Source organism: Sanguibacter inulinus (assembly GCF_013415325.1).
Lineage (GTDB): Bacteria > Actinomycetota > Actinomycetes > Actinomycetales > Cellulomonadaceae > Sanguibacter > Sanguibacter inulinus.
The window spans coordinates 29,675-50,591 of sequence record NZ_JACBYE010000030.1; the positions used below are offsets into that span (position 1 = coordinate 29,675).

A 20,917-nucleotide genomic window follows, 5' to 3' on the forward strand; every position below is an offset into this window, starting at 1 on the left:
TCCTCGTTGCTGTGCTGCGTGCGAGGGGGCGATCAGCCCTTGGCGGCCTGGATCTCGGTCGTGAGGTTGCCCGGGACCGTCCAGTTCGAGGTGACCTGCTCGCCGTTGATGAGGATGGTCGGTGTGCCGAAGCTGCCCTGGTCGTTCTTCAGCGCGGGGTCGCCGAGGGCGACCTGCGTCTTCGCGTCGACGAACTCCTTGAAGGTGAGGTCCGGGATCTTCGCCGCGATGTCGGCCGGGACACCCACGCTCTCCGCGATCGAGACGAGCTGCTCGTCCGAGAGACCCGCGGTGTTCTCGGCGGGCTGCTGGGCGAACAGCGCCTCGCTGAAGTCGAGGGCCTGCTCCGGCGCCTGGTCCGCGATGAAGGCGAAGGCCTGCGCGGAGCGGGTCGAGTACGCGGACCCCTGCGACACGCGGTCGAGGATCGAGATCGCGTGGACGGTCAGCGTGATGTCGCCGGCCTCACGGAGCTGGTCGAGGGCCTCGGAGTTGGTGTCCTCGAACTGACCGCAGATGGGGCACATGTAGTCGAGGTACACGTCCACGTTCACGGCGTCAGCGCCCGAGTTGGTCCCGGCGACGCCGTCGACGCCGAAGGTCACGCCGCCGTTCTCGGTCGCCGTCGCGGGACGCGCGACGTCGGCGGGGATCTCGCTCGCGCCCGTGAAGTCCGGGCCCGCGCTGCGCAGGATCAGCCAGACGATGAGCCCGACGACGACGAGCCCTGCCACGATCGACGACAAGATCGTGATGCGCGTGCGCTTCTCGCGGCGCAGCTGCTCCTGCTGGAGCTTGAGAGCCTGGGCGCGCGCAGCTTCACGGCGGTCTGCCTTGGGCGACTGCGGGGGCTTGGTGACCATGAGTTCGGAACCATTCGTCGGATGAGGGTCGGCGTGAGGAGAGTACGGCGCGATCCTGGACGGACGCTGGACGCGCAGCCTGCTCGGACAGACGCTACCGGACCGGCGCTGCCGTCAGGAGACGTCTGGAGGGGTGGGTCGGGTCGCGTCGTGCGAGGCGAGAGACGGGTCGGGGTCGCAGCGAGCGACGGAGCCGCCTGTCGGGTTCGAACCGACGACCTTCCGCTTACAAGGCGGATGCTCTACCAGCTGAGCTAAGGCGGCATGCACGGGTGGGTCCGTGCGGTGCGCCACTCTACCTGCTCGGCCCGTGGAGGGAAACCGAGGTCGGTCTGTGCCGGTCAGGGCCGGTCAGGGCCGGTCAGGGCCGGTGTCAGTCTGCGGCCGCGGCCTCGACAGCAGCCCGCAGCTCACCCGGTCTGCTCCAGTCGCCCTCGAACACCGTGCCGTCGACGAGGATCGTCGGCGTCGTGAACCGGCCCTGGTCGTCGAGGAGGTCCGGGTCGCCGAAGGCCACCTGGGTGAGCGCACCGACGAAGTCCCTGTAGCGCTCCCCGTCGATGCCCTCGGCGACGTCTGCAGGCACGCCCACCCGGACCGCGATGCCCTCGATCTGCTCGTCGCTGAGCGCCGCAGACCCCTCGGTCGGCTGGCTGTCGAAGAGCGCCGCCTGGAAGTCGTAGGCCTGGGCGGGGGCCTCGTCGGCGACGTAGGCGAAGGCTGCCGCGGCGCGGGTCGAATAGCTGCCGCCGTCGGACTTGGCGTCGAGGAAGCTGATGGCGTGGAGCACCACCGTCGCCGACCCCTCGGACCGCAGGCTCTCGAGGTCGGCGCCGTTGACGTCCTCGAGCTGGGCGCACGCCGGGCAGAGGAAGTCGACGTAGACGTCGACGCGCACGGCGTCCTCGCCCGAGGTCGACCCGGCCTCGCCGCTGGCCCCGAAGGAGATGCCACCGTGGGCGTCGGAGACCGAGGGCGCGTCGACGCCCTCAGGCAGCTCGCTGATCCCCTCGACCTGAGGGCCACCGCGTCCGAGCACGAACCACACGACGAGCGCGACGGTGAGGACGGCGAGCGCTGCGGCTGCCCCGAGGACGACGCGGGTACGACGGTCTCGCCGCGCCTGGTCGCGCGCGGCCTGGTCGGCGTTCGCCTGCGCCTGGGCGCGGCGGTCCGCCGTGGACCTCTGGGGGTGGGTGCTGAGCATGAAGGACTCTCGGGGCGAAGCGTGGGGGATGGGGGTGCGCCGGGGTCTGCGTCAGCCCCCGACACTACCGATCGAACCTGGGCGGCTCCTGGAGGGGCGCCCACTCGACAGCCCTCCCGTCGAGGACAGCACCGAGGAACAACCAGCTCACGAGCGCCGCGAGGAGCACGATCACGAGGGTGCCGATCCACCCGGGCGCCACGGTGCGCAGGACCACCCTGGCCCCGTGCCGGGCGAGCGAGGTCACGGGTCCGAACCACAGCAGGACAGCAGCGAGGAGCGCAGCGGCCCCGAGGAGCGTCGCGTACACCCAGGGCTCGTTGCCCCCGTCCGGGGCTGTGCCTCCGCCCGAGCCGTTCGACCCGATGACCAGCCTGTCCGTGGTGAGCAACCACCACACAGGTCCGCAGAGCACGACGACGGCGCTCGCCGCGACGAGCACGGACGGGATCGTCGCGAGGACTGCGCGCACCACGTGCCACGGGGCCCGCAGGACAGCCTGAGCGGTGTCAGAGGCCCGCACCCCACGCTGCTCGCGCCGCCCGTGCAGGCTCGAGTGGCTGATCCCCACGACGCGGCACACCAGGACGACGGCGAGGAGCGCGACGAGCGCCCGCCCGGGGAAGGTCGCGGCGGCGAGGACGAAGGGCACCGCGAGCGCGAACACGGCCAGCGGCCTGTGCGGCACGGGCGGCGGGACGTAGCCGCGCTCCGGTCCGCCCTGGTAGCCGGGGAGGACAGGGTCGAAGCCCTGCGGCGGCCCGGGCTGGCCCTGCGGCGGTCCGGCCTGGCCCTGATACCGGGACTGACCGTCACCGCCCGGGCCGTACGAGGGTGGCATCGGCTGGGACGGGTAGGGCTCCTTGTCGAAGGTGACGGGCATGATCGCTGTGCCCGTCCCCTCGCGCGCCGCCACCGACGCGACCTGGGTGCCGTCGTCGGGCCACGAGCCGTAGGCCTCGGTCCCGGAGGGCTGCGCGCCGGCCGGTCCACCGACCTGGCTGCCGAGCACCTCGGTCCCGTCGGGCTGCGGCCCCTGCACCTGGGTGGCACCGACGGCTGCTGCCGCACCCGGGGCGAGAGAGCCGTAGCCGCCGAGCCCAGACCACGTGGTCCCCGGGGTGTCGCCGCGGTCGGCGGCCACCCGGAGCGCCTCGACGACACGGTCGGCCGACCACCGGCGGGCCGGGTTCGCGTCGAGCGCACCGCGCAGCGCGGCTGTCGTGACGGGCCCGAGCCCTGCGGTGTCGGGGTCGCCCGAGTGGGCCCGGGCGATGACGGCGTCGAGGGGTCGCACACCGAAGGGCGCGCGTCCTGTCGCCGCGTAGACGAGCATCGCGGCCCAGCCCCACCAGTCGCTCGCGGGCGAGGGGTCGCCGCGGTCGATGAGCTCGGGCGCGAGGTAGCCGGGGGTGCCCATGACGAAGCCGACAGAGGTCATGCGGGCGTCCTCGAGCCCGTGGGCGATCCCGAAGTCGATGAGCACGGGCCCCTCCGGGCTGATGAGGACGTTGCTCGGCTTGAGGTCGCGGTGGATCACCCCGGCGGCGTGCACGGCGACGAGGGCGTCGGCGAGCTGGTCGGCCAGCTCGTAGAGGTCTGTCGGCCCGAGGGGGCCACCGTCGGCGATCTCCGCCTCGAGGGTCGGCCCGTCGACGAGCTCGGTCACGATGAACATGTCGGAGGCGTCAGGCTCGGCGTCGAGCAGGTGGGCCACGGCCGGGTGGTCCACGCGGCGCAGCGCCGCGATCTCACGACCGAGCCTGGCCCGCATGTCGGCGTCTGCTGCGACGTGCGCGTGGAGCACCTTGAAGGCCACGACGTTCCCGCCGCCGTCGACAGCGCGGTACACAGCCCCCATCGCGCCCGCCCCGAGGGGCGAGACGATCCTGTACCCGCCGACCTCGGTCCCGGGCTCTAGTCCGATCCGCTCCATCGGGCTACCGTACGCTGGAGAGCAGCCTCACACGGGCTCATTGAGCACCGTGCGCACAGTGTCTATACCCTTGGACCACATCCAAGGAGTTGATCACGCGTGGGTAAAGATGGCTTCAACCTTGTTGTGGTGGCGAACCGCCTCCCGGTCGACATGTCGGTCGACGACGACGGGACCGTCAGCTGGCAGAGATCTCCAGGAGGCCTGGTCACGGCGCTCGAGCCCGTGATGCAGAGCGCCGACGGCGCCTGGGTCGGCTGGGCCGGCTCCCCAGGCCTCGAGGCAGACCCCTTCGACGCCGACGACATGCGCCTGGTCCCGGTGACCCTGAGCGCTGGCGAGGTCGAGCGCTACTACGAGGGGTTCTCCAACGACACCCTCTGGCCGCTCTACCACGACGTGATCGCGCCCCCTGCCTTCCACAGGCAGTGGTGGGACACCTACCGCAAGGTGAACCAGCGCTTCGCCGAGGCCGCAGCCGAGCAGGCTGCCGACGGTGCCATGGTGTGGGTGCAGGACTACCAGCTGCAGCTCGTCCCGGGGATGCTCCGCAAGATCCGCCCGGACCTGCGGATCGGGTTCTTCGACCACATCCCCTTCCCCCCGCTCGAGATCTTCCAGCAGCTCCCCTGGCGCCGCCAGGTCGTCGAGGGGCTGCTCGGCGCCGACCTCATCGGCTTCCAGCGGGCCGGTGACGCCGCGAACTTCTCCCGTGCCGTGCGCCGCCTGACCGACCTCACCACGCGCGGCCAGATGATCCATGTCCCCGCGACCGACGGGGCCCCGGCCCGGACGGTGCGCGCGGCGCCCTTCCCGATCTCGATCGACTCGCGCCGCTTCGACGAGCTCGCCCGCTCCCCCGAGGTGCAGGCCCGCGCCCGCGAGATCCGTCACGACCTGGGCGACCCGAAGATCGTCATGCTCGGTGTCGACCGTCTCGACTACACCAAGGGCATCCGGCACCGCATCAAGGCCTATGGCGAGCTCCTGCAGGACGGCAGCCTCGACCCGGCCGACTGCACCCTCGTGCAGGTCGCGAGCCCGAGCCGCGAGAACGTCGGCGCGTACCAGGAGCTCCGCGAGCACGTGGAGGTCCTCGTCGGGCGCATCAACGGCGAGTACGGCGAGATCGGCCACAGCGCGATCCACTACCTGCACCACTCCTACCCTCCCGAGGAGATGGCGGCCCTGTACCTCGCGGCCGACGTCATGCTCGTCACCTCCCTGCGCGACGGCATGAACCTCGTCGCCAAGGAGTACGTCGCCGCGCGCTCGGACGACGCGGGCGTGCTCGTGCTGTCCGAGTTCACCGGGGCTGCCGACGAGCTCGCCGGGTCTGTCCTGGTGAACCCGCACGACATCGACGGCATGAAGGACGCGATCCTGCGCGCCGCCACGATGGACCCCAAGGAGCAGCGCAAGCGCATGCGCCGGCTGCGCCGCAGGGTCCTCACCGACGACGTCGCGAAGTGGTCGAGCCGGTTCCTCGACACCCTCGCGATCCCGCAGGACGGCGACCAGACCCACTCTGACGACGCCCGAGGCGACGCGACCGCAGCGGCGCACCGACGGGACCTCGCGTCCCACGACCGAGGATGACGATGACGCTCGAGCAGGACCTCACCTCGGCGCTCGCGACCTTCGTCGCAGCGCGTTCCGCCGGTCACCCCGTCCTGGTCGCGAGCGACTTCGACGGGGTGCTCGCACCGCTGCTCGACGACCCGTCGGCGTCCGCGCCCACGGCTGCCGCTGCTGCGGCGCTCGAGAGGCTCGCCGCTCTCCCCCCGGCAGACGTCCGCCTCGCGCTCGTCTCGGGACGCGACCTCGCGACGCTGGCGCAGCTGTCGGGTGCTCCCGTCGGCACATCGCTCGTCGGCAGCCACGGGGCCGAGCAGGGCCACGTGGTCGCCGCGTCAGCCGACGCCGAGACCTCCGACGTAGAGGGCACGTCGTCGGTCGAGCGGCACCCCTTCGCCCTCACGCCCGACGAGCGCGCGACCCTCGACGGCGTGCGCGCCGGGCTCGAGGCCGTCGCCGCCGAGGCCGAGGGTGCCTGGGTCGAGGACAAGCCCTCGGCCGCCGTGCTGCACACCCGCCGGGCCGGGCCCGGCGCGGCCGAGCGCGCCGGGGACGCCGCCCGCGCCGTCGGCGCCCGCTACGGCGCTCACACGATGACCGGCAAGGACGTCGTCGAGATCGCCGTGCTCGACACCTCCAAGGGGCTCGCGCTCACCCGGCTGCGCGACGAGCTCGGCGCGGCAGCCGTCCTGTACATGGGGGACGACGTGACCGACGAACGGGCCTTCGAGGTGCTCGCACCGACCGACGTCACCGTCAAGGTCGGCGCGGGCGAGACCGCTGCGCGGTTCCGGGTGGCCTCGGTCGACGAAGCCGCGCAGGTCCTCGCGACGGTGGCGGACCTGCTCTCCTGACACCTCCGGACGGGTCCCGGCCCCAAGCGCACGAGCACCTCGTGAGACCGAGACCCGTCCGAGACACCACCCCCCAGATTCTGTGGCAGGATGAGTCCTGGCTCACACCGTCGCAGGTGTGGGTGTGTCAGCGAAGACGCTTCTGACACCTTTCACAACGGATCGTCCGGCACGTACCTGCCGGTGAAGGGATGTATCGCCATGGCTACGGTCACGTACGACCACGCAAGCCGCATCTACCCCGGGACCGAGCGTCCTGCGGTGGACCAGCTCAACCTCCACGTCGAAGACGGCGAGTTCCTCGTCCTCGTCGGCCCCTCGGGTTGTGGAAAGTCCACCTCGCTGCGCATGCTCGCAGGCCTCGAGGACGTCAACGCGGGCCGCATCCTCATCGGTGACCGTGACGTCACCGACGTGCAGCCCAAGGACCGCGACATCGCGATGGTGTTCCAGAACTACGCGCTGTACCCCCACATGTCGGTCGCCGACAACATGGGCTTCGCGCTCAAGATCGCCGGCAAGCCGAAGGCGGAGATCCGCAGCCGTGTCGAAGAGGCCGCGAAGATCCTCGACCTCACCGAGTACCTCGACCGCAAGCCGAAGGCCCTCTCGGGTGGTCAGCGTCAGCGTGTCGCCATGGGTCGTGCCATCGTGCGCCAGCCGCAGGTGTTCCTCATGGACGAGCCGCTCTCGAACCTCGACGCCAAGCTCCGTGTCCAGACCCGTACGCAGATCGCGTCGCTCCAGCGCCGCCTCGGCGTCACGACCGTCTACGTCACGCACGACCAGACCGAGGCGCTGACCATGGGTGACCGCATCGCGGTCCTCAAGGACGGTCTCCTCCAGCAGGTCGGCACGCCGCGCGAGATGTACGACTCCCCCAAGAACGTGTTCGTCGCAGGCTTCATCGGCTCCCCGGCCATGAACCTCGGCACCTTCACGGTCTCGAACGGCGTCGCGGAGATCGGCAAGGCTCGCATCCCGCTGTCCCGCGAGGCTGCTGCTGGTCTCACGGCCGAGGACAAGGGCAAGGTCACCCTCGGGTTCCGTCCCGAGGCCCTCGACATCGTCAGCGAGACCGACCCGGCCGCCCTCGAGGTCCAGGTCAACATCGTCGAGGAGCTCGGCTCCGACGCGTTCGTCTACGGCACCCTCAAGGGTGACCTCGGCGGCGCCGACCTCTCGTCGGCCGGTGCCGGCGACCACGAGGTCATCGTCCGCATCAACCCGCGAACCGCACCCGCCAAGGGCGAGCGCATCTACGTCTCGATCCGCCAGGGCCAGGAGCACGTCTTCTCGCCCAGCACGGGTCTGCGTCTCTCCAGCCAGTGACGTGACAGCGAGGGCGGGTACGGACCAGCTGGTCGGTACCCGCCCTTTGCTGTGCTCCTCGTCTCGTCCCGTCGCTTTCCGTGCCGGGCCACGCATGTGGTCCACTGACAGCTGACACTCTTGCGCGCCGGTCGACGGCGCACCGCGACCCCACGGTCGGAGCGCCCGCGTGCGGCTCCCACCACGGAAAGGACCGCACCCGTGGCGCACAACCTCCAGATCACCGCTGCCTCGCCCGACCCGGCGCTCCTCGACCTCCCGTGGGACGTCCCGCTCGAGCAGTGGCCCTCGTCCGTCCTCGCGGCGCTCCCCCGCGGTATCTCGCGGCACATCGTGCGCTTCGTCAAGATGTCCGGTGGCGTGATCGCCGTCAAGGAGATCGGCGAGTCTGTCGCCTACCGCGAGTACGAGCTGCTGCGCCAGCTGAGCCGCATCAGCGTGCCCAGCGTCGAGCCGGTCGGGGTCATCACCGGTCGGCAGGACGCGAACGGTGAGCGGCTCGAGGCCGTGCTCATCACCAAGCACCTGCAGTTCTCGCTGCCCTACCGCTCGCTGTTCAGCCAGACCCTGCGCCCCGACACCGCGACGCGTCTCATCGACGCCCTCGCCGTGCTCCTCGTGCGTCTGCACCTCATCGGCTTCTACTGGGGTGACGTGTCGCTGTCCAACACGCTGTTCCGCCGCGACGCCGAGACCTTCGCCGCGTACCTCGTGGACGCCGAGACCGGCGACCTGCACCCCCAGCTGACCGACGGCCAGCGCAACTACGACGTCGACCTCGCCCGGACGAACATCATCGGCGAGCTCATGGACCTCGCTGCCGGCGACTTCCTCGACGAGGACGTCGACACCATCGCGATCGGCGACGCCCTGGTCGACCGCTACAACGAGCTGTGGAGCGCGCTCACCGACGAAGAGTCCTTCGACTCCGAGGACCGCTGGCGCGTGGCCGCCCGCATCGAGCGCCTCAACCACCTGGGCTTCGACGTCGGCGAGCTCGAGATCACGACAGACATCGACGGCACGAGCGTGCAGATCCAGCCGAAGGTGGTCGACGCCGGTCACCACTCACGGCGTCTGCTGCGCCTCACGGGGCTCGACGTCCAGGAGAACCAGGCCCGGCGCCTGCTCAACGACCTCGACTCCTACAGGGCCGCGACCGACCGCCAGAACGACGAAGAAGAGTTCGTCGCGCACGACTGGCTGTCCGGGGTCTTCGAGCCGACGGTCCGCGCCGTCCCGCGCGACCAGCGCCGCAAGCTCGAGCCCGCCCAGCTGTTCCACGAGGTCCTCGACCACCGCTGGTTCATCTCCGAGAAGCAGGGCCGGGACGTCCCGCTCTCCGAGGCCGTGGCCAGCTACGTGGACAACGTCCTGCGCGACCGCCCCGACGAGATGGCGATCCTCGGCCTCCCCCCAGAGTCCGCAGACCAGCAGGAGTAGCAGGGGCTCCTCCCCTTCCGCTCCTCCCCCCGAAGTCGCACCGACAACCACGAGGTCGTACAGACACGCCAAGAACGTCTCTAGACGGGTCCGTTCTGGCGTGTCTGTACGACCTCGTGCTCGGTTGGGCGACCTCGGGGGGAGCTGGGCGAGCTCCTGGATGCACGACGACCCCGAGACCGTGAGGCCTCGGGGTCGTGGTGAGCGTCGGCCGGAGCCGACGCCTCGTGCTGTCTGTGGTCGTCAGGCCTCGGCGCGGACCTTCGCGACCTCGTAGAGGGCGATGCCCGCCGCGACACCGGCGTTGAGGGACTCGACAGCCGAGGCGATCGGGATCGACGCGATCGCGTCGCAGGTCTCGCGGACCAGGCGCGAGAGGCCCTTGCCCTCGGAGCCGACGACCAGGACGATCGGGTCGACCGAGAAGGCGAGGTCTCCGACCGACACCTCGCCGCCCCCGTCGAGACCGACGATGAAGCAGCCCGCCGACTTGTACTCGAGCAGCGTGCGCGTGAGGTTCGTGGCACGGGCCACGGGGACGCGGGCCGCGGCACCGGCCGAGACCTTCCACGCCGAGGCCGTGACACCGGCGGAGCGACGCTCGGGCACCAGCACGCCGTGGGCGCCGAAGGCACCCGCCGAGCGCAGCACGGCGCCGAGGTTGCGGGGGTCCGTGACACCGTCGAGGGCGACGATCAGCGCAGGCTGGTCGGCCTCTGCCGCGGCGTCGAGGAGGTCCTCGGGGTCGCGGTACTCGTAGGGCGGGACCTGGATGGCGACACCCTGGTGCACGGAGTCGTCGGTCAGCCTGTCGAGCTCGGGCTTGGTCACCTCGAGGAGGTTGTAGCCGCGGCCCGAGGCGATCTGCAGGATCTCGCGGGTGCGGTCGTCAGCCTCGAGGCGCGTGCCGATGTAGACCGTCGTGACGGGGATGCGCGCGCGGAGCGCCTCGAGGACGGCGTTGCGCCCCGAGACCATCTCGTGGGTGGCCGAACCCGACTTCTTCGGGCCCTTGCCACGTCCTGTCGGACGGCTGCCGCCGCTCGGACGGCCGTTGGAGCGCGGAGCCGTGCCCGTCGCCCCGGCGCGCTCGGCACCAGCCTTGCGCTTCGCCGCCACGTGGTAGGGACGCTCTTCGGCCTTGGGGGTCGGGCCGCGGCCCTCGAGGGCCTGCCGTCCCCATCCGCCCGAACCTGTCTTCGCGCCCTTCTTCGAACCGGGCTTGCGCACCGCTCCGCGGCGCTGTGAGTTGCCTGCCATCAGTCCTGGTCCTCCGTAGTCGTGGCCGCGAGTGTCCATCGCGCGCCGAGAGTCGAGTCCTCGACGACGATCCCGGCCCGCGCGAGGCGGTCCCGGATGGCGTCCGAGGTGGCGAAGTCTTTGGCCGCGCGCGCCTGCGCACGTGCCTCGAGCTCGCAGGTGACGAGCGCGTCGAGCGCCGTCGCTGAGCTGTTCGTGGTCGACGAGGTCGCCCACGCGGCCGGGTCGAGACCGAGCACGTCGAGCATCGACCGCACGAGCACCAGCTCGGTACGGGCTGCCGTGTCGTCGCCCCCGGCGAGCGCTGTGTTGCCGGCCTTGAGGTGCTCGTGCACGACCGCGAGGGCCGCAGAGACGTTGAGGTCGTCGTCCATCGCCGTGACGAAGGCCGACGGCAGCTCTGCTGCCACGACCTCGTCGACGGTCACCGTACCGACCCGCTCGGTCGCCCTGTCGACAAATCCCACGAAGCGGTCCCACGTGGTGTCGGCGTCGGCGACGGTCTCCGCCGTCCACTCGAGCATCGACCTGTAGTGCACGCCCGCGAGCGCGAAGCGCAGCACGGCCGCGCGGGTCCGGCCGAGCACCTCGGTGACGAGCAGCCCGTTGCCGAGCGACTTGCTCATCTTCGCCCCGCCCTGGGTGACCCAGGCCGAGTGCATCCACAGCCGTGCGAAGTCGTACCCTGCCGCGCGCGACTGGGCCTGCTCGTTCTCGTGGTGCGGGAAGCGCAGGTCGAGGCCGCCCCCGTGGATGTCGAAGGTGTCACCCAGGTAGCGCTGCGCCATGGCCGAGCACTCGAGGTGCCACCCGGGGCGCCCACGGCCGAAGGGCGTGGGCCACGACGCCGTCGTGGGCTCACCGGGCTTCGCAGCCTTCCACAGCGCGAAGTCGCGCGGGTCCTTCTTGACCCCCGCGTCGACCTCTTCGGTCGCCGGGGTGAGGTCTTCGAGGCGCTGGTTGGTCAGGGAGCCGTAGGGCTCCCAGGAGCGGACGTCGAAGTACACGTCGCCCTCGCCCGCCTGGTAGGCGTGCCCGGCGGCGACGAGTCGCTCCATGAGCGCGACCATGTCGGTCACGTGGCCGGTGGCCCGCGGCTCGTAGGTCGGCGGGAGGTTGCCGAGAGCGTCGTAGGCGTGCGTGAAGGCGCGCTCGTGCGTCGCGGCCCACGCCCACCAGGGCTCGCCGGCCGCGGCGGACTTGGCGAGGATCTTGTCGTCGATGTCGGTGACGTTGCGGACCAGGGTCACCCGGTGGCCCGTGCGCCCGAGCCAGCGGGCGAGCACGTCGAAGGCGACGGCCGAGCGCATGTGCCCGATGTGCGGCATCCCCTGGACCGTCGCCCCGCAGACGTACACGCCGACCTCACCCTCGACGAGGGGGACGAAGTCGCGCACGTCACGCGTAGCGGTGTCATACAGGCGGAGGCTCACAGGCCCCAGGCTACCGGGGCGGGAACGCTAGCGTGGCATCGCCGCACCTGGACGGCGGTGTCCACCCTCCAAGACGCCGGCCCGGGGCGGTCGGCGGCGGGCTCAGCCGTGGTTCCGGCCCTCGCCGCGGTACGTCGGCACGGTCTCGACGACGGCGCTGCCGCGGACGAGGTGCACCTGGTCGAAGCGTTCGAGAGCCTCCCCGGCCTTGGCGTGCCGCAACCACACGCGGTCACCGATCGCGGGGACCCGGACCCCGCGGGAGACCTCGAGGGGGGTCTGCACCTCGCCCGCCCCCTCTCGCGCGGTGAGCCTGATCCCGCGCCCGACAGGTCGCGGCTGGCGGACGGCCGACGGAGGCCCGGAGGCGACGTACCCGCCGCCGTAGGCCGTGACGACACGCGGCGAGGGATGGCGTACGACGTCGAGACCGAAGAAGGCGGAGGGCTGGACGCCGAGCGCCCTGTACCCGTCGAACAGGCCTGGCGCGTAGAGCCCCGAGCCTGCAGCCACCTCGGTGACGACAGGGTCCGCCGCGGAGGTCTCGATCGACCCCGTACCCCCGGAGTTCACCAGAGTGAGCGTCCCGACGTGCCGCTCGACCGCCGCGAGGACGGCGGGCCTGCGCCTGTCGAGGTCGCGCACCGAGAGCCGCTTCACCAGCCGGACGGCTGGGCTCGTGTCCGGCAGACCGGCGACCTGCGCCTCGTAGAACATCAGCCCGACCAGCCGGACGCCTGACGTCGCCGCGACCCGCGCGGCGAAGGCCGCGGCCTCCTCGGGGGTGTGCACGGGCGAGCGCCGGACCCCGAGGTGCACCTGCGCCCAGCGCCTGGGCCCGACCCTCAACGAGGCGTCGACGTCGAGGCACAGCCGGACCGGTGCGTCCGGGCCCTCTGCGGCGCGCCTGGCCGCGACGACACGGTCGAGGTGCGCCGGGTCGTCGACCACCAGCGTGATGCGTGCGAGCGCCTCGGGTGACCTGCAGAGCTCGGTGAGGGCGACCGGGTCGACGCAGGGGTAGGCGACGAGCACGTCGGTCGCCGCGCCGGGCATGGTCTCGACGAGCCACAGCGCCTCACGGAGCGAGTAGGCCATGAGCCCTGCGAAGCCCGGGACCGCGAGCGCGCGCTCGACCAGGGCACGGACACGGACGGACTTGGTGGCCAGGCGCACCGGGGTCCCGGCCGCCCTGGCGACCAGCGCGGCGGCGTTGCGGTCGAAGGTGTCGAGGTCGACGACGGCGAGGGGAGCGGGCAGACCGGCGGTCGCGGCGTCGAGCCGCGCGACGAGCTGCCCGCCGGTCAGGACGGGTCCTCGACGAAGAGCGCCAATGACCGCACGAGCAGCTCGAGCTGGGCTGCGGCCGCGTCGTCGTCGCCGTCGATCATCCACGAGGTCGTGAGGCCGTCGAGGAAGGTCGCCACGAAGCGCGCGACCTCGGCGACAGGACGGTCCCACGTGACGCCGTCTCTCTCGGCGAACTCGGTGAGGACCTGCGCGGCGAGGTCCCGCTGGTCCTCCTGCTGGCCGGCGGCGAGCGGACGCAGCGCCGTGCGCCGCAGCGCGAGGACCAAGATCTCGAAGCTCACCAGCTGGAGCTCCCGGTCGGAGGTCAGCTGGTCCCAGAACCCGTGCGCGACCGCGAGTGCCCGGTCCTCGAAGCTCTCGCCCTCGGGGACCGCCGTGAGGTCGACGTCGTCGACGGGGACGTTGAGCCGGGTCACCGCTGTGCTCACGGCACGCAGCAGGTCGGCGTGGTCGTCGAAGCTCTCGCGGGCGGTGTCCCACGACATCCCGGCGACGTCCGCCGCAGCGCGCAGCGTGAGGTGCTCGATCCCGCGGTCGGTGGCGAGCTGGACGGCGGCGTCGACGATGCGCCCGCGTCGTTCCTCGAGTGACCAACCCATCGCGCCGCGCTCCTCTTCTGCTGGTCCGTCGTGCGTCGTCCTCGGCGCTCTCGCCGTGAGACGTCAGACCATCATGGTGCACCATCTGGATGCTTGACCATGGTCTGCACGGGCTCCATAGTGCTCAGCATGAGGATCCCGCCTGGCAGGCGTCCCGCTGTCTGGACCACGTGGGGCGGCACTGCGCAGTGCCGGCCGCGGGCCGTCGTCGAGCCACGCTCGACCGACGAGCTCCGCGAGGCCCTCGCCGGCGCCGCCGAGCACGGCGAGGGGCTCCGGGTCGTGGGCAGCGGCCACTCCTTCACAGGTGCCGCGACCACGTCGGGGACGATGGTCGACCTCGCCCGGCTCGACCGACGGTCGGTCCGGGCGGCCGACGGGCACGACCACGAGCAGGTCGAGCGGGTGCTCCCGCTCGGGGACGGTCGAGCGCTCGTCACCGTGCGCGCCGGCATGCGGCTGGGCGCGCTCAACCTGGCCCTCGCCCGGCGGGGCCTGGCCCTCGAGAACCTCGGGGACATCGACCGGCAGACCGTCGCGGGCGCCCTCGGGACCGGGACGCACGGCACAGGCGTCAGGTTCACCGGGCTGGCGGCACGGGTCCGGGGCGTGCGCGTCATGACGGCGGCAGGTGAGGTCCTCGAGACGAGCCCTGAGTCCTCCCCCGACCTCTTCGAGGCCGCGCGCCTCGGCCTCGGCGCGGTCGGGGTGGTGCTGGCCGTGACGATCCTGGCTGTCCCGGCCTTCTGGCTGGTCGCCCGCGAAGAACCCTGCCCCCTCGACGAGGTGCTCGAGCGCCTCGACGGGCCAGGCAACCTCGTCGACGCGCACGACCACATGGAGATGTACTGGTTCCCGCACACCCGCAGGGCTCTGACCAAGCGCAACGACAGGCTGGCCGGGCCTGCAGGGATGGGCACCGATCTCCCGTGGGAGGGCGTCCCGGGCGTCCGTCCGCCGTCGTCAGCAGCTCACGGCGTGACCGGGCAGATCGCCCGGCGGACCCTGGACGCGTGGGCCTCGGGGCGGCGGTGGGTCGACGACGAGCTGCTCTCCAACGGGGTGTTCTGGCTGACGAACGAGATCGCCACGGCGGCGCCACGGCTCACGCCGCAGATCAACGCGGTCGCCTCACGGGCGCTCGCTCCCCGCACCTACGCGGCGGCCTCGCACGAGGTCTTCGTGTCACGGCGTCGGGTGCGCTTCGCGGAGATGGAGTACGCCCTCCCGAGGGCCGACGTGGTCGAGGTGCTCCGGGAGGTCGACAGGTGGATCACGGTCTCGGGCGTGCACGTGCCGTTCCCGGTCGAGGTGAGGTTCACCGCGGCCGACGACGTCTGGCTGTCGACGGCCTACGGTCGCGAGTCGGCCTACGTCGCTGTGCACCAGTACGCCCGGATGCCGCGGGACAGGTACTTCGAGGGCGTCGAGCAGATCTTCCGCGCCGCAGGGGGACGCCCGCACTGGGGCAAGCTGCACTCCCTGCGCCGGGACGACCTCGTCGGGCTCTACCCGCGCCTCGAGGACTTCTGCGCGGTGCGCGACGCCTACGACCCCGGTCGGCTCTTCGCCAACGCCTACACGACACGTCTCTTCGGCTGAGCTCGCGGCGGCTGGCGGCGGCTCGCGGCTGGGCGCGACGGCTGGCGGCGGCTCGCGGCGGTATCGAGCGTCCGGCTGACCTCAGCCGCACGTCCGGCTGACCTCAGCCGCGCGCAGCAGCCTCGAGGTCTGGCAGCGAGATCTTGTCCATCGCCATGAGCGCCTCCATGACCCTCATCGCCGCGGCGGGGTCGGGCTGCTGCATGACCTCGCCGAGCCGCTCGGGCACGATCTGCCAGGAGAAGCCGAACTTGTCCTTGAGCCAGCCGCAGCGGCCCGGGGCGCCGCCGTCTGCGGTGAGCGCCTCCCAGAGCCTGTCGACCTCGTCCTGCGTCTCGGCCTGCACGACCAGGGACGTCGCGTCAGAGAAGGGGATGTCCTGACCGCCGTTGAGGGCACGGACCACCGAGCCGTCGATCTCGACGGTGACGACGAGCGCTGTGCCCTCGGGCAGGGGCGCTCCGGGTCCGTAGCGCGACACCTCGAGGATGCTGGAGCGCTCGAACACGGAGACGTAGAACTCGGCGGCCTGCTCTGCCTGGTCGCCGAACCACAGGCACGGGAAGATCTTCTGCACGGCTGGCTCCTGGTGCGCGTCGTCGGGCGGGTGCCACTCAGCGTAGACCTGGCGCTGCGCGCAGGACAGACCCCGGGGCGGTCAGCCCTCGTGGACGACGAGGGCTGTCGCGAGCGCCGCGACGCCCTCTCCGCGGCCGGTGAGCCCGAGGCCGTCGGTCGTCGTGGCGGTGACCGTCACGGGCGCTCCGGCGGCCTCGCTGAGCACCCGCTCGGCCTCCGCACGGCGGGCACCGAGGCGGGGCCGGTTCCCGACGAGCTGGACCGCGACGTTCCCGATCCGGAACCCCGCGGCACGAGCACGCCCTGCGGCCTCGGCGAGGAGGGCTGCGCCGCTCGCCCCGGCCCACTCGGGGGCGCTCGTGCCGAAGTTGGACCCGAGGTCGCCGAGGCCTGTCGCGGAGAAGATCGCGTCGGCCGCCGCGTGGGCGACCACGTCCGCGTCGGAGTGCCCGGCGAGCCCGTTCTCCCCAGGCCAGTGCAGACCGGCGACCCACAGCTCGCGCCCGTCGGCGGGGTCGGCGAAGGCGTGCACGTCGGTGCCCGTGCCGATGCGCGGGAGGGGGACGGGCTGGTCGCTGGTCATCGGTCTGCTGCTCCGGTCGTCGGACGGGATGGTCACGCGCCGGTCGTCGGCACGGCGGTCTTGGGCACGCCGGTCGTCGGCACGGCGGTCGTGGGCTGGCTCGTGACCGGACTGCCGGTGTCAGCCGCGTCCGTGCCGGCCACAGCCTCCGCGAGCAGCAGCCCGGCGACGGCGAGGTCGTAGGTGGTCGTGATCTTCAACGCTGCGGCCTCGCCCGGCACCACGTGGACGGCCTCGCCGAGAGCCTCGACGAGCGAGGAGTCGTCGGTCGCGGCCGTCGACTCGTCCTGCGCGCGGTCAGCGCCGGCCGCGTGGGCCCGCAGCAGCAGGTCCCACGCGAAGCCCTGGGGGGTCTGGACGGCCCGGAGCACCGACCTGTCCACGGTCCCGGTGACGCGTTCAGGACCGTCGGCCGACACCGCGACCGACTTGATCGTGTCGGTCACGGGCAGTCCAGGCACCACAGCACCGGCACCTTCGCGGACGGCTGCGACGACCCGCGAGACGAGAGCGGCTGAGGCGAGCGGGCGCGCTGCGTCGTGCACGAGCACCACGTCGTAGGGGGCGCCCGCGTCCATGGTGCGGGCGAGCTCGGCGAGGCCGGCGGCGACCGAGGCCTGCCTGCTCGGTCCGCCCTCGACCACCCGCCACGGGACGGTGACGCCCGGGGTGGCGGAGAGCGCCTCGCTCACAGCGCCGTGGTGCTCCGCAGGCGCTGTCACGACGATCTGGGTGATCTCGCCGGAAGCAGACAGACGACTGGCGGCGTGCCCCACGAGGGTGCACGCCGCCAGCTCTGCCAGCGCCTTGGGGTACCCGAGACCGAGACGGGCGCCGGAGCCGGCCGCGGTGAGGACCGCGACGGCCGACGGAGTCATGGGACGGGTTCCAGGGTGGTCGACGCGGTCCGTCAGGACGCGAGGACCTCGTCGAGGATGGCCTCGGCCTTCTCCTCTTCGGTGTGCTCGGCGAGAGCGAGCTCCGACACGAGGATCTGGCGGGCGCGGGCCAGCATGCGCTTCTCGCCTGCGGAGAGGCCACGGTCGGCGTCACGACGGGAGAGGTCGCGGACGACCTCGGCCACCTTGATGACGTCGCCCGAGGCGATCTTCTCGACGTTGGCCTTGTACCGGCGAGACCAGTTCGTGGGCTCTTCGGTGTACGGGGCACGGAGGACCTCGAACACGCGGTCGAGACCTTCCTGGCCCACCACGTCACGGACGCCGACGAGGTCGACGTTCTCAGCGGGGACCTCGATGGTCAGGTCCCCCTGCGCTACCTTGAGCTTCAGGTAGAGCTTGTCCTCGCCGCGGATGGTGCGAGTCTTGATCTCTTCAATCAGAGCGGCACCGTGGTGCGGGTAGACAACGGTCTCCCCAACTGTGAACGTCATCTGTGGCAGTCCCCTTTCGCGGATATCCATCTTACCACGGCAGAACGTTGAAATTCCGCGCCCGTCGCGACGTCCCCTGAACGCGGAGCCGGTCCTCGACCGGGGCAGCGGTCCGCACGAGCACCCCACGCAGCCCGGTCGCCGCGTGGTCGCCGCGTGGTCACCGCGCGGTCGCCGCACGCCACCGGCTGCGCGCCAGGAGGCACCGGTCAGCCCGCGAGACGACGTCGCAGCGCGAGACGTCAGATCTGTGGCACGGACCATAGGCCCTTGACTTCCTGGGGATCGGCAGACGAACTAGGCTTGCGGCAGACTGCCGGCGTGCTCGCGCGCCAGGCGCGCTGTCCGCACACCGACACAGGAGTACGAGTGATCCGTCAGACCAAGAAGTCCCGCGCAGCACTGGCCGCCGGCGTCGTCGGCCTCGGGCTCGTGCTGTCCGCGTGCTCCCCCGTGACCACGGACAAGCCGTACGCCGCCTCGGACGGCGTCCGGGCCGTCGCCGGGACCATGACTGTCGAGAACCTCATGCTCGTGACCGAGGGTGAGGGCGAGCCGGGCCGGCTGCTGGGCGGCGCCACGAACTCGAGCGCCGAGCCGGGCGAGCTGCTCCTCGCGACCGCCGACGGCACGGCGTCCCTCGGCGTGCCGATCGACGGCCGCGACACCGTGAACTTCTTCGCCGACGGCACCGCGACCTTCTTCGAGGCCGTCCCCGTCGCCCCGGGCTCGAACCTGCCCATGACCATCACGGACCCGAGCGGTGTCATGACCTCGGTCGCCGTCCCCGTCCTCGACGGCACGCTGCCGGAGTACCGCGACGTGATCTCCTCGATCCCCTCGCCCCAGATGCCCTGAGGTCTCCTCAGCAGCAGCAGACAGCAGCACGGTCGCTCCCAGAGGCGGCTCACAGCACGCTGCCCGCCCTGCACGAGGCACGGACCACGTCGGGGTCCCGTGCGGCTCACGCAGGACGCGAGCCTGGCCCCGCCGCCCTGCGCTCTCCCCCCGAAGAGCGCCTGGCAGCGGGACCAGGAGCGACGATCACCCGAAGCGGCCCGAGATGTAGTCCTCGGTGGCCTGCTGCGACGGCGACGAGAACATCGTCGAGGTGTCGTCCATCTCGATGAGCTTGCCGGGCTTGCCCGTGCCGGCGATGTTGAAGAACGCCGTCCGGTCGCTCACGCGCGCGGCCTGCTGCATGTTGTGGGTGACCACGACGATCGTGTAGTCGTCCTTGAGCTCGGCCATGAGGTCTTCGATGGCGAGCGTCGAGATCGGGTCGAGGGCCGAGCAGGGCTCGTCCATGAGCAGGACGTCAGGCTTGACCGCGATCGCCCGGGCGATGCAGAGACGCTGCTGCTGACCACCGGAGAGAGAGGAGCCCGGGCGGGCGAGACGGTCCTTGACCTCTTTCCAGAGGTTCGCCTTGCTCAACGACTGCTCGACGAGGTCCTCGGCGTCGGACTTCGAGATCCGCTTGTTGTTGAGCTTGACGCCGGCCAGCACGTTCTCGGCGATCGACATCGTCGGGAAGGGGTTCGGGCGCTGGAAGACCATGCCCACCTGGCGCCGGACCTCGACGGGGTCGACGTCCGCGGCGTAGAGGTTCTGCCCGTCCATGACGGCCTTGCCCTTGACGCGCGCCCCCGGGATCACCTCGTGCATGCGGTTGAGCGTCCGCAGGAAGGTCGACTTGCCACAGCCTGAGGGGCCGATGAGCGCCGTGACCGACCTGGCCTCGATCGTCATCGACACGTCCTCGACCGCGAGGAAGTCCCCGTAGTAGACGTTGAGGTCGTTGACCTCGATGCGCTTGGACATGTGGTGCCTTTCTGTGCGGACTCCCGGATGGGCAGTCTCAGCGAGAAGCCTTCGGGGAGAAGAAGCGGCTGATCAGGCGTGCGAGCACGTTGAGCAGCATGACGATGAGGATCAGGGTGAGCGCTGCGGCCCAGGCGCGGTCGACCCCGACGCCGCCCTGCGAGTACTGGTTGTACGCGAAGACGGGGAGCGTGGTCATGCGACCGTCGAACAGGTCCCAGTTCACCTGGGTGATGATGCCGACAGTGAGCAGCAGGGGCGCCGTCTCACCGATGACGCGTGCCACAGCCAGCATGACACCCGTGACGATCCCGGCGATAGCCGTGCGGAGCACGACCTTGACGATGGTCAGCCACTTGGGCACACCGAGGGCGTAGGACGCCTCGCGCAGCTCGTTCGGGACCAGGCGCAGCATCTCCTCGACCGAGCGGATCACCACGGGGGTCATGAGCAGCGAGAGCGCCGCAGCACCCATGATCCCGGCGCGGTAGGCCGGGCCGAAGACCTGCGTGAACAGCGCGAAGGCGAAGAGGCCCGCGACGATCGACGGGATGCCCGTCATGACGTCGACGAGGAAGGTGATGCCCTTGGCGAGCGGCCCGCGCCCGTACTCGACGAGGTAGACCGCCGTGAGGATGCCGACCGGGACGGAGATCACCGCGGCCGCCGTCGTGATGAGCACGGTGCCCACGATCGCGTGGTAGACACCGCCCTCGGTCATGTCTCCGAAGACGCCGAGCATGTTCGTGTTGAGGAAGGTGAAGGAGAAGAGCGTCGAGCCCTTCTGCAGCACGGTCCACAGCAGCGACACCAGCGGGATGAGCGCGATGCCGAAGGCGAAGGTCACCAGGGTGGTCGCGACACGGTCGGCAGCCCAGCGCGGGCCCTCGACGATGCGGGAGACGACGCTGATCGACACCGCGTAGAGCACCGCGGCGAGGGCGACGACCGAGGCGACGGTCGGGGTCCCCAGGACGAGCACCACGAGGAAGGACACGACGACTGAGCCGCCGGCGACGGCCCACGGGACCCAGGACGCGAGGCGGGAGCGTCGACGTCCGGCGTCGAGGGCTCCGGGCCGCGGGCCCTCGGGCAGCGGGGCGGGGGTCGAGATCAGGGG

At 71.4% G+C, this 20,917-nt stretch carries 19 protein-coding genes and 1 tRNA gene; 6 read left to right on the forward strand and 14 right to left on the reverse strand.

Translation table 11 applies throughout. The annotated features are described in order from the left end of the window. Positions 1 to 32: 32 nt before the first annotated feature. From HZZ10_RS12290 to HZZ10_RS12305, 4 genes are all read right to left on the reverse strand, one after another. Entirely contained in the window at positions 33 to 863 is an 831-nt protein-coding gene (locus HZZ10_RS12290; RefSeq protein WP_179913729.1) for a DsbA family protein, read from the reverse strand. 191 nt (positions 864 to 1,054) lie between these two features. Continuing rightward, positions 1,055 to 1,127: transfer RNA gene (locus tag HZZ10_RS12295), tRNA-Thr, on the reverse strand. A 109-nt stretch (positions 1,128 to 1,236) separates the two neighbouring features. Continuing rightward, the gene (locus HZZ10_RS12300; protein ID WP_179913730.1) at positions 1,237 to 2,070 is read right to left on the reverse strand and encodes a DsbA family protein; all 834 of its coding nucleotides are present in this window, start codon (positions 2,068 to 2,070) and stop codon (positions 1,237 to 1,239) included. A gap of 64 nt (positions 2,071 to 2,134) precedes the next feature. Continuing rightward, positions 2,135 to 4,006: a serine/threonine-protein kinase gene (locus HZZ10_RS12305; protein WP_056128140.1), complete on the reverse strand. Its 1,872-nt coding sequence runs from the start codon at positions 4,004 to 4,006 to the stop codon at positions 2,135 to 2,137. Positions 4,007 to 4,159: 153 nt separating this feature from the next. On the opposite strand from HZZ10_RS12305, the gene HZZ10_RS12310 reads away from it, so the two are divergent. From HZZ10_RS12310 to HZZ10_RS12325, 4 genes are all read left to right on the forward strand, one after another. Next, positions 4,160 to 5,605 carry an alpha,alpha-trehalose-phosphate synthase (UDP-forming) gene (locus tag HZZ10_RS12310; protein WP_218928728.1) on the forward strand — a complete coding sequence of 482 codons (1,446 nt, stop codon included), beginning with the start codon at positions 4,160 to 4,162 and terminating at the stop codon, positions 5,603 to 5,605. A gap of 2 nt (positions 5,606 to 5,607) precedes the next feature. Continuing rightward, complete coding sequence (otsB, locus tag HZZ10_RS12315; RefSeq protein ID WP_179913732.1) at positions 5,608 to 6,438, forward strand: trehalose-phosphatase; 831 nt, start codon at positions 5,608 to 5,610, stop codon at positions 6,436 to 6,438. 201 nt (positions 6,439 to 6,639) lie between these two features. Then, positions 6,640 to 7,770: an ABC transporter ATP-binding protein gene (locus tag HZZ10_RS12320; RefSeq protein ID WP_179913733.1), complete on the forward strand. Its 1,131-nt coding sequence runs from the start codon at positions 6,640 to 6,642 to the stop codon at positions 7,768 to 7,770. A 201-nt stretch (positions 7,771 to 7,971) separates the two neighbouring features. Beyond that, a complete protein-coding gene (locus HZZ10_RS12325; RefSeq protein ID WP_056128123.1) occupies positions 7,972 to 9,213 on the forward strand; it encodes a DUF4032 domain-containing protein in 1,242 nt (413 codons plus the stop codon). Between the two features lie 243 nt (positions 9,214 to 9,456). Here HZZ10_RS12325 and rlmB read toward each other — a convergent pair whose 3' ends face one another. The 4 genes from rlmB to HZZ10_RS12345 all read right to left on the reverse strand — a co-directional run bounded on the left by rlmB (position 9,457) and on the right by HZZ10_RS12345 (position 13,816). Continuing rightward, a complete protein-coding gene (rlmB, locus tag HZZ10_RS12330) occupies positions 9,457 to 10,473 on the reverse strand; it encodes a 23S rRNA (guanosine(2251)-2'-O)-methyltransferase RlmB (RefSeq protein ID WP_056128118.1) in 1,017 nt (338 codons plus the stop codon). After that, positions 10,473 to 11,906, reverse strand: coding sequence for a cysteine--tRNA ligase (gene cysS / locus HZZ10_RS12335; RefSeq protein ID WP_179913734.1), 1,434 nt, complete (start codon positions 11,904 to 11,906; stop codon positions 10,473 to 10,475). The genes rlmB and cysS overlap by 1 nt, the downstream gene beginning before the upstream one ends. 102 nt (positions 11,907 to 12,008) lie before the next feature. Further along, the gene (locus tag HZZ10_RS12340; protein ID WP_179913741.1) at positions 12,009 to 13,214 is read right to left on the reverse strand and encodes an alanine racemase; all 1,206 of its coding nucleotides are present in this window, start codon (positions 13,212 to 13,214) and stop codon (positions 12,009 to 12,011) included. Continuing rightward, complete coding sequence (locus HZZ10_RS12345) at positions 13,211 to 13,816, reverse strand: TetR/AcrR family transcriptional regulator (protein ID WP_179913735.1); 606 nt, start codon at positions 13,814 to 13,816, stop codon at positions 13,211 to 13,213. The genes HZZ10_RS12340 and HZZ10_RS12345 overlap by 4 nt, the downstream gene beginning before the upstream one ends. A gap of 129 nt (positions 13,817 to 13,945) precedes the next feature. Between HZZ10_RS12345 and HZZ10_RS12350 the strand changes: the two genes are divergently transcribed. Next, entirely contained in the window at positions 13,946 to 15,418 is a 1,473-nt protein-coding gene (locus HZZ10_RS12350) for a D-arabinono-1,4-lactone oxidase (protein ID WP_218928726.1), read from the forward strand. 103 nt (positions 15,419 to 15,521) lie between these two features. Here HZZ10_RS12350 and HZZ10_RS12355 read toward each other — a convergent pair whose 3' ends face one another. The 4 genes from HZZ10_RS12355 to HZZ10_RS12370 form a co-directional block, all read right to left on the reverse strand. Continuing rightward, positions 15,522 to 15,995 carry a VOC family protein gene (locus HZZ10_RS12355; protein ID WP_056128109.1) on the reverse strand — a complete coding sequence of 158 codons (474 nt, stop codon included), beginning with the start codon at positions 15,993 to 15,995 and terminating at the stop codon, positions 15,522 to 15,524. Between the two features lie 81 nt (positions 15,996 to 16,076). Further along, a complete protein-coding gene (gene ispF / locus HZZ10_RS12360) occupies positions 16,077 to 16,580 on the reverse strand; it encodes a 2-C-methyl-D-erythritol 2,4-cyclodiphosphate synthase (protein WP_179913737.1) in 504 nt (167 codons plus the stop codon). Between the two features lie 32 nt (positions 16,581 to 16,612). Next, positions 16,613 to 17,458: a 2-C-methyl-D-erythritol 4-phosphate cytidylyltransferase gene (ispD, locus tag HZZ10_RS12365; RefSeq protein WP_179913738.1), complete on the reverse strand. Its 846-nt coding sequence runs from the start codon at positions 17,456 to 17,458 to the stop codon at positions 16,613 to 16,615. A 32-nt stretch (positions 17,459 to 17,490) separates the two neighbouring features. Beyond that, a complete protein-coding gene (locus HZZ10_RS12370; RefSeq protein WP_012868146.1) occupies positions 17,491 to 17,973 on the reverse strand; it encodes a CarD family transcriptional regulator in 483 nt (160 codons plus the stop codon). A gap of 369 nt (positions 17,974 to 18,342) precedes the next feature. Here HZZ10_RS12370 and HZZ10_RS12375 point away from each other — a divergent pair, with 369 nt between their 5' ends. Further along, positions 18,343 to 18,831: a hypothetical protein gene (locus HZZ10_RS12375; RefSeq protein ID WP_056128105.1), complete on the forward strand. Its 489-nt coding sequence runs from the start codon at positions 18,343 to 18,345 to the stop codon at positions 18,829 to 18,831. Positions 18,832 to 19,017: 186 nt separating this feature from the next. Here the strand turns inward: HZZ10_RS12375 and pstB are convergent, their stop codons facing one another. Both pstB and pstA read right to left on the reverse strand, forming a co-directional pair. Continuing rightward, positions 19,018 to 19,797 (reverse strand): phosphate ABC transporter ATP-binding protein PstB, encoded by a 780-nt coding sequence (gene pstB / locus HZZ10_RS12380; protein WP_056128102.1) that lies wholly within the window; start codon positions 19,795 to 19,797, stop codon positions 19,018 to 19,020. Between the two features lie 37 nt (positions 19,798 to 19,834). Then, positions 19,835 to 20,914 carry a phosphate ABC transporter permease PstA gene (pstA, locus tag HZZ10_RS12385; RefSeq protein WP_179913742.1) on the reverse strand — a complete coding sequence of 360 codons (1,080 nt, stop codon included), beginning with the start codon at positions 20,912 to 20,914 and terminating at the stop codon, positions 19,835 to 19,837. Between the last annotated feature and the right edge of the window lie 3 nt (positions 20,915 to 20,917).

Bases quoted from the DNA above. Each gene is read 5' to 3' on its own strand.
- ispF (WP_179913737.1), bottom strand. From the start codon at position 16,580: ATGACCAGCGACCAGCCCGTCCCCCTCCCGCGCATCGGCACGGGCACC.
- HZZ10_RS12320 (WP_179913733.1), top strand. From the start codon at position 6,640: ATGGCTACGGTCACGTACGACCACGCAAGCCGCATCTACCCCGGGACC.
- HZZ10_RS12290 (WP_179913729.1), bottom strand. From the start codon at position 863: ATGGTCACCAAGCCCCCGCAGTCGCCCAAGGCAGACCGCCGTGAAGCT.
- HZZ10_RS12370 (WP_012868146.1), bottom strand. From the start codon at position 17,973: ATGACGTTCACAGTTGGGGAGACCGTTGTCTACCCGCACCACGGTGCC.
- rlmB (WP_056128118.1), bottom strand. From the start codon at position 10,473: ATGGCAGGCAACTCACAGCGCCGCGGAGCGGTGCGCAAGCCCGGTTCG.
- ispD (WP_179913738.1), bottom strand. From the start codon at position 17,458: ATGACTCCGTCGGCCGTCGCGGTCCTCACCGCGGCCGGCTCCGGCGCC.
- HZZ10_RS12350 (WP_218928726.1), top strand. From the start codon at position 13,946: ATGAGGATCCCGCCTGGCAGGCGTCCCGCTGTCTGGACCACGTGGGGC.
- HZZ10_RS12305 (WP_056128140.1), bottom strand. From the start codon at position 4,006: ATGGAGCGGATCGGACTAGAGCCCGGGACCGAGGTCGGCGGGTACAGG.
- HZZ10_RS12345 (WP_179913735.1), bottom strand. From the start codon at position 13,816: ATGGGTTGGTCACTCGAGGAACGACGCGGGCGCATCGTCGACGCCGCC.
- HZZ10_RS12300 (WP_179913730.1), bottom strand. From the start codon at position 2,070: ATGCTCAGCACCCACCCCCAGAGGTCCACGGCGGACCGCCGCGCCCAG.
- pstB (WP_056128102.1), bottom strand. From the start codon at position 19,797: ATGTCCAAGCGCATCGAGGTCAACGACCTCAACGTCTACTACGGGGAC.
- otsB (WP_179913732.1), top strand. From the start codon at position 5,608: ATGACGCTCGAGCAGGACCTCACCTCGGCGCTCGCGACCTTCGTCGCA.
- HZZ10_RS12310 (WP_218928728.1), top strand. From the start codon at position 4,160: ATGTCGGTCGACGACGACGGGACCGTCAGCTGGCAGAGATCTCCAGGA.